The sequence below is a fragment of the Zoogloea oleivorans genome (assembly GCF_008107625.1).
In the GTDB taxonomy this organism is placed as follows: domain Bacteria; phylum Pseudomonadota; class Gammaproteobacteria; order Burkholderiales; family Rhodocyclaceae; genus Zoogloea; species Zoogloea oleivorans.
The window spans coordinates 1-1,526 of sequence record NZ_SDKK01000092.1 but is presented as its reverse complement, the minus strand read 5'-3'; the positions used below and the strand labels follow the sequence as shown (position 1 = coordinate 1,526).

1 protein-coding gene is annotated in these 1,526 nt (G+C 68.3%); it reads left to right on the top strand.

Annotated features, from left to right (window positions below; translation table 11 throughout):
* Nucleotides 1-95: 95 nt before the first annotated feature.
* Nucleotides 96-1,526, top strand: a 1,431-nt coding sequence (gene tnpC, locus ETQ85_RS25905) for an IS66 family transposase (protein ID WP_148581851.1), incomplete at its 3' end; no start/stop codon positions are given.

Here is a 1,526-nt window from a genome sequence, read left to right as displayed (position 1 = left end):
GACTTGGCTGGACGCTTACCGATCTGTGGGCTGGGAAACCGCATAAAACCCTTTCCTACCAGTCAGTTACATAGCCATTTCGGGTATAATTCGGCATGTCCCGCGCTGCCGACCAATCCGCTCCGAAACCGCTGCCCACCCCCCTGGGCGCCGCCTTTGCCGAGCCCCTGCCCGACGATCCGGCGGCGCTCAAAGCGATGTTGCGCCTGCTCCAGGGGGCCATGGTGGCGCAAACGCAAAGCTTTGATGAAGCCCTGGCACGGCAGACCCGCGAGTTCGAGCGCCGGATTCTCGCCATCTACGAACAACTCCGTCTGGCCCGGCGACGTCTGTTCGGCCCCAGCGCCGAAAGCCATGCCGCTCAGGGCTGGCTGTTCGATGAGGCCGACGCACTGGCTGGTGAAGCGAGCTCCGCCGCCCAGAGCGCCCCCGACACCGCTGAACTGCTGCCCGCGGGCAGGCCCGCTGCGCCCGCAAGCCCGGCGCCGCGACGCGGCAAGCGCGCCCCCCTGGCGCAGGAGTTGCCCCGGGTCGATGTCCTCCATGCGCTTCCCGAAGCCGAGCGCACCTGTGCCTGCGGCACCCCGATGGTCGAGATCGGCGAGGAGATCAGCGAGCAACTGGACATCGTCCCGATGCAGGTCCGGGTGCTGCGCCATGTGCGCAAGCGTTATGGCTGTCCGGACGGCGCCCATCGGCCCGTCAGCGCCCCGGCCCCCGCCCAGGTCCTGCCCAAGAGCAACGCGAGTAGCGATCTGCTGGCGATGCTGCTGACCACCAAATACGTCGATGGCCTGCCGCTGGCCCGCTTCGAGTTCGTGCTGGCCCGCGCCGGCGTGCGCGTGCCGCGCCAGACCCTGGCGCGCTGGGCGATCGGCGCGGCGCGGGCGCTGCAACCGGTGGCCAACCTGATGCGCGACACCCTCATCGAGGCGAACGTGATCCACATGGACGAAACGAGCGTCCAGGTGCTCAAGGAAGCGGGCCGCGCGGCCACCTCCCAAAGCTACATGTGGGTGCAGCGCGGGGGGCTCCCGGACAAACCGGTGGTGCTCTTCGATTACGACCCGAGCCGCTCCGGGGCGGTACCGCTGCGGCTGCTCGCGGGCTGGCACGGCTACCTGATGACCGACGGCTACACGGGCTACAACGCGGTGGCCGCCGAAGGGCAAATCACGCATTTGTCTTGCTGGACCCACGCCCGCAGACGCTTCGTGGAGGCGGCCCAGGTGCTGCCGAAGGGCAAGCGCGGACGCGCCGCGGAGGCGATCGAGTTCATCGGCCAGCTTTACGGCATCGAGCGGGAGATCCGCGAGTTGCCCACCCTTGAGCGCTTCGCGGTGCGTCAGGCGCGCAGCCTGCCGGTCCTCGCCGCGCTGCGCCAGTGGCTCGACGAAACCCTTCCGTTGGTGCCCCCGAGCAGCAAGCTGGGCGAAGCCCTGGATTACCTCCACGCCTATTGGCCGAAGCTGATCCGCTACACCGAGCGCGGCGATCTGCCGATCGACAACAATGCGGCCGAAAAT